The organism is Amycolatopsis sp. NPDC057786 (genome assembly GCF_042797905.1).
Classification (GTDB): domain Bacteria; phylum Actinomycetota; class Actinomycetes; order Mycobacteriales; family Pseudonocardiaceae; genus Amycolatopsis.
In genome coordinates this window covers 23,596-29,627 of the sequence record NZ_JBHVKW010000107.1, presented here as the reverse complement: position 1 = coordinate 29,627, position 6,032 = coordinate 23,596, and the positions used below count along the sequence as shown (strand labels likewise).

General features: G+C 67.8%; 3 protein-coding genes. 1 reads left to right on the top strand and 2 read right to left on the bottom strand.

Going from position 1 to position 6,032, the window contains the following annotated elements; translation table 11 throughout:
• Nucleotides 1-136: 136 nt before the first annotated feature.
• Complete coding sequence (locus ACFVM3_RS35405) at nt 137-1,723, bottom strand: alpha/beta hydrolase (RefSeq protein ID WP_378444251.1); 1,587 nt, start codon at nt 1,721-1,723, stop codon at nt 137-139.
• Between the two features lie 195 nt (nt 1,724-1,918).
• Here ACFVM3_RS35405 and ACFVM3_RS35400 point away from each other — a divergent pair, with 195 nt between their 5' ends.
• On the top strand, nt 1,919-2,611 hold the full coding sequence (locus ACFVM3_RS35400) for a DNA alkylation repair protein (protein WP_378444250.1): 693 nt from the start codon (nt 1,919-1,921) through the stop codon (nt 2,609-2,611).
• Here the strand turns inward: ACFVM3_RS35400 and ACFVM3_RS35395 are convergent.
• Nucleotides 2,592-5,960 (bottom strand): tetratricopeptide repeat protein, encoded by a 3,369-nt coding sequence (locus ACFVM3_RS35395; protein WP_378444249.1) that lies wholly within the window; start codon nt 5,958-5,960, stop codon nt 2,592-2,594. The two genes, ACFVM3_RS35400 and ACFVM3_RS35395, sit on opposite strands and share 20 nt — an antisense overlap.
• Nucleotides 5,961-6,032 lie beyond the last annotated feature (72 nt).

Here is a 6,032-nt window from a genome sequence, read left to right as displayed (position 1 = left end):
CATCAGACGCGGTGAAGGGAGCCTTCAGCCCCACCACCGGCCTACTCACGAACGCGCCACAAAGCGTTCGCCCTTCTCTGCACGAAAAACGCCCCGGTCCGGAAAATCCGGACCGGGGCGTTTCCAGCGAAAGGGCTCAGAAAGGCAGCGCCTGAGCCAGCGCCTCCTTCTTCACTTCGGTGACCGACGACGGCACGTCCGACTTCGCCGCCGCGGAAGCACCGGCGGGAACCGGTGCCGGGACCGGGCTGCACTGCACGTCCGAACCGTTGCCCGGCTTGCGCACCGGCAGCTTTCCGGTCAGCAGGTAGTCCGCGATCTTGTCGTCCACACAGGACACGCCGGACAGCGAGCCCGAGTGCGTCGTGCCGCCCGGAGCGCTGATCAGGCTGGAGTTCGGGTAGCGCTTGCGGACCTCGATGCTGCCGGGGTACGGCGTCGCGGCGTCGTTCTCCTCGCTGATCAGCAGGATTCCGGGGACCTTGCTCCCGTCGACCTCCACCGGCTTGCCCGGCTTGGCCGGCCAGTCGAGGCACGGCGCGTTGAACCAGGCGTTGCCCCAGGTTTCGAACGGCGCCCGGAAGTGCGTGACCCAGTTGTCGAACTTCCAGCGGGGCCAGCTCTGCGGCCACGCCACGTCGGTGCACTGCACGGCCGCGTACACCGCGTAGCCGTTGTCCTGGCCCGGCGGGTTGGAGTCGTCGTAGAGGCCCTTCAAGGTCTGCCAGTCACCCTTGTGCACCCAGCCGGCGAACGCGTTCGCGATGTCTTCCCAGCCGAACACGTAGTAGCCCGCCTGCAGGAAGATGTCCGTCCACTCGGACCCGCCGATGACGCCGCCCGCGGGCTTGTCGTACAGCTTCTTCTGCTCGGCGTACCACAGCTTCTCGACCGCGGCCGAGGTCGTGCCGAGGTGGTAGACGTCGTCGTACTTCGCGATCCAGCCGAAGTAGGTCTTGATGTTCTTGTCGAAGGCGATGTCCTGGTTCAGGTTCGCCTTGTACCAGACGTCGCGGGGGTCGACGGTGCCGTCGAACACCATGCGCCGCACGTTCTGCGGGAACAGCGTGCTGTAGACCTGCCCGAGGTAGGTGCCATAGGAGAAGCCGTAGTAGTTGATCTGCTTCTCGCCCAGCGCCTTGCGCAGGCTGTCGACGTCCTTCGCCACATCGATGGTCTTGATGTGGTCGAGGATCGCGCCGTTCTTGGCGCACGCCTTCGCGTACCCCTTCGCCTTCTCACGCCACGCCGTCTCGATGGCGCGCGTGGTCGGCACGTACTGCGGGCGGTTGTAGGAGGCGTAGTTCCCGTCGCAGGTCAGGGACGGCTTGCTCTCCCCGACGCCGCGCGGGTCGAAGCCGATCCAGTCGTACTCCTCACCCGCCTTCTTCGGGACGGCCCTGCCGAGGGTCGAAAGGCCGAGGCCGGAGCCGCCGGGTCCGCCAGGGTTGACCAGCATGACGCCCTGCGACTTGGCGGCCTTGTGCTTCACGCGCGAGACGGCGATGGAGATCTTCTCCCCGCCCGGCTTCGCGTAGTCCAACGGGACCTCGAGGAAACCGCATTCCGCACCGGCCTTGACCAGGCTCGGGCGAGTACAGGCTCCCCAGGAGATGGGCTTCGGATCGAAGTCCGACGCCGAGGCGGCCGTGGCGGAGGGAGCGAGCGCCATGGTGCCGACGCCGATCCCCGCGACCGCCAGGGCGGCAACGAATTTCTTCACTGTGTTCCTTTTCGTCCGCGTTCGACCCGGTCGGGCCGAAGCTACCGAGAACCGGCTTCAATCTCGCTGACCGACACGTTGACCGCCATCCCTCTTTAGTCGGTATCCGGCCGGAGAACGGGTTCGATCCGGGCATATCCGTCTTGTCGGTCCCCTGTCGTACGCTCGCGACGCCCACTGGGGAAAGGAGAACGCGTGGACGAGGTGAAAAGCCTGGTTTCGGCGGTTCGCAACGGTTTGGCCGGGCTGGCCGATCCGGAAAAGGCTCCGTCGATGCGGGCGTACATGAAGTCGGAGATGCCGTTCCTCGGGGTGGCGTCCCCGCCTCGGACGGCCTTGCTGAAGCGGGTTTACGCCGAACATCCGCTACCCGATCGAGTGAGTTTCTCGACGGCGGTTCTCACCTTGTGGCGTGAAGCGGAATTCCGTGAAGAGCGTTATGCGGCGATCGCCCTGTCCGGTCACCGTGCCTACGCCCGCTGGCAGGACGGCGAGTTGCTCGGCCTGTACGAGGAGATGATCGTGACGGGCGCCTGGTGGGACTACGTGGACGAAGTCGCGATCCGCCGGGTCGGGCCGATCCTGCGGGCGGAGCCGGAGACGGTGACCACGCTGATGCTGACCTGGGCCTACGACGAGGACAGGTGGCGCCGCCGCACGTCGGTCATCTGCCAGATCGGCGCCAAGGGCGGAACGGACACCGACCTGCTCACCCGCGCGGTCGAAGCCAATATCGACGACAAGGACTTCTTCCTGCGCAAAGGGATCGGCTGGGCCCTGCGCGAGTACGCGAAGACCGAGCCGGACTGGGTGCGCGCCTTCGTCACCACGCATCCGGCACTGTCCACGCTGTCCAGGAAGGAGGCGCTCAAGCACCTGGGCGAGTGAGCACCGGCTGGGGAACGAGGGCGATCAGGTCCTCGATCTCTTCGCCGAGTTCCGGCATCAGCTCCCGAAGATCTTTCAGGTCGCGGAGCAGGATGAGTCGCGTCTCGCGGGGTGGATCCTTCTCCAGCAAGGCCCTGAGCTCGCGTGTCGCGTCGGCGTGACGTCCGAGGGCGGCGAGATAGAAGAGCGGCTGCACCTCGTCTTCCCAGTCCAGGTCGCCTGCCGCGTTCCGCGCGACGGCTTCTTCGAGCCCCGCGGCGAGGGACTGGTGGGCTTCCTCGGTTCTTCCGGTCTTCAGCCAGGCCAGGGCGAGCAGGTTTCGAGCCCAGACGGACTCGGGCGCGAGCGGACGGAGGATCTCCATCGCCTCGTCCGTCTCCCCGGCGAACAGCAAGGCCTCCCCCAGGTTCTCGCGGTGGTCGGCGTCCTCTGGTTCCGAGACGACCAGTTCGCGCAACTCCCGGATTGCTTCGCCGTACTCACCCGACCGACGGTGGATTTCCGCGCGCAGGGCGCGGCTTTCCTGGCCGGCGGCCAGCGCGCTGTCCACATCGGACAACGCGCCCGCGAAATCCTCGAAGGTGAGACGGTGCCGGGCACGCCGGTGGAAGGCGTATCCGCCGTCCTGTCCCACGCGGACCCCTTCGTCCAGTGCGGCGCGGGCTTCCTCGTGCCGGTCGAGACCTCCGAGGATGTCTCCGCGGGTGGTGTGGAAGAAGGCCACCTCAGGATTAGCCGTGACCGCGACGTCGATGTCGTTCAGCGCGGCCTGGTGCTCGCCGGACCGCTGATGCGTCATCGCGCGCCAGGTGTACGCCCACTCGTTGCCGGGATCGAGTTCGATCGCGCGGCTCAAGGATTCGGCCGCTTCGCCGTACTTCGCCAGTTGGCAGAGCGTGCTTCCCCGCTGGAGGTGATTCTCGGCGTCTTCGGGAGCCAGTTCGATGGCGCGCTCGTAGTCGGCGAGCGCCGCCGCGCGATCCTCCAGTCCGTCGTACGCCCGGCCGCGCATGTAGTACGCCCACTCGTAATCCGGGTCAAGCCGGACTGCCGCGGTGAAGCCGTCGACGGCGAGCCGGTACCGCTCACCGCCCAGATGGAACGCGGCCCGGATCGCGTGGGCCCTGGCGCTGTCCGGGTCCGCCGCGACGATCGTGTCGAAGGTCGCCGTCGCGGCGGCCTCGTCCCCGATCTGCTCGAGGAACGACGCGAGCTCGGTCAGGTAGAACACGTCCTTCGGGCGGAGGGCGACGGCCGCGCGGTGGCAGGCGAGCGCCTCTTCCTTGTCTCCCAGTTCGGCGAACAACGTGGCCCGGTAGTGGACGGCCCAGGCGTAGTCGGGATCGAGCCTGATCGCGATGTCGATCTCGTCGATCGCCTTCCGGACGTCGCCGCGCTTGAAGTGCACCTCGCTGCGGATGCTGTAGGCCCACCGGTGATCGGGCTGGAGGCGAACGGCCTCGTCGAGGTCGGCCATCGCACCATCGAGGTCGCCGAGCTCGGCCCTGGCCGAACCGCGCCCACGCCACGAGTAGGCGTAGGTGGGATCGAGCTCGATCGCCCTGTCCAGATCCGACAACGCCCGTTCCCAGTCGCCCTCGTTGTGGAACAGGTTGCCCCGATCGCTCCACGCGTAGGGATCGGCGGGGTTCAGATCGACGGCCCGGTCGAAGTCCCGTTTCGCCGCGGCGGCGTCGTCTTGCCCTTCGTAGGCCCACGCGCGGCGCCGGAGCACCGTGGAAAGCCGGGCGGCGTCGAGTTCGCCCGCACCGGCGAGCAGGTCGAGCACCGGGATCTCCCCGTCGCCGACCGCGGCGGCCAGGCGCTGTCCCCAGCCCAGGACCGCGGGCGCGTCCGCGTCGGCACCCGCCTGCTCCATCATGCGCGCCCAAGCGCGGGCGGAAGCGGTGCCGGTGGTGATCATCTCGGCGGCGCCGAGCAACGCGTCCGGCAGCGCCTCGGCCGGGTCGCCGCAGAGCCGATGATAGGTCTGTTCCAGCTTTCGCTTCTGCCAGCGCTCGTCGTTCCAGGCGTCGCGGTGACGGCTGAAGCCGAGTTCGGCGCACCGGCCTTCGTAGTACTCGCTGAGCCTGCGATGACGTTCGGCGAACTCGGCGGGCGAACGGCCGCGTTCCATGCGCACCATCGGGCCGCGGACCACCGGGTGGTAGCGCACCGGGAGCTCACGGCGCCCGACGAACGGCAGTTCCCGCAGCCAACGGAAGATCTCCCCCGCGCTTTCCTTCCCGGTCAGCACGCCGATGACGTCCTCGTCCAGGAAGCGGGGCAGCGACGCCGTGGCGGCGATGTCCTTCCTGGCCTTTTCGGGAACCCAGTGCAGGAACCGTTTGACCGCGTCGTCGCTGGGATCGCCGACGGCGTCCGCTTCGGCTGGGTTCCCACGGGCCAGCATGGCGACCAGTACCGGCAGGCCGTCGGTCAGCCGCAGCACGATCTCGACGACCTTCTCGTCGGTGATCCCGTGCTCGGCGAGCAGGCGGCGCGCCTCCGGCTCGGTGAACGGCCGGAGTTCGATCTCGCGCACCAGCGGCGCGTGCCGGTTCCATTTCGCCTCGTCCAGCGGGAACTGGCCCGCGACGGTGAACACCAGGTTCTGCGGGAGATCGCCGTACAGTCCCCCGAACAGGTCGAGCAGCCAGGTCTCCAGTACCGGCGCCGTCCGTTCGAAGGTGTCGAAGAACAGCGCGATCTGCCGGTTCTCCGGAATACGCCAGAGATCTTCGACGAACGGTTTGGTCAGCTCCTCCGCCGGTTCCAGGAGCAGCTGGACATCGGCCTTCCGCTTGAACTTCGCCGCGAGGTAGACCTGCAACTGCTCCAGCTGTTTCGCCGTCGCGTCCGCGTCGATCGCGTCGGCGGCGATGCTTCCGCCGGGAAGCGTCTTCGCCACGCCGAGGCCGGCCTTGACCACGGTCTTCGTCACGAGCTCACGGCCTGCCGCCGGAGCCTGCGGATCGTTGTGGAGCCGTTCCCTCGCCTTGAGGTAGGACTCGTAGCGCTTCTCGAACCGGCGCATCTCGTGCCCGGCGCGAGCGAGGTCCTTCGCCAGTTTGACCAGTGTCGCGGGCAGGTCCTGTTGCCGGTCGTCCGCGAACCCCACGGCGGCGCGGGTTTCCTCGGCGATACCGCGAAGCTGGTCGAGCAGGAAGGACTTGCCCACTCCGGCGAGACCGTGCACCGAGTACAGATACCGGCGGCGGCGGTCGCTCCCCGGCAGCCCGAGATTGCTCCGGAAGTCCTCACGTTCCCCGACCCTGCCGACGAAACCGTCGCTCAGCCGGGCGCGGGCGATGTCTTGGATACTGGACCGACCGTCTGGACGTGACACAAGTCCTCACTTTGCCACACCTGAAGCGCGTGAAGGCCCCCTTTCCGCGGCTGAGCCGAGGGAAAGGGGGCC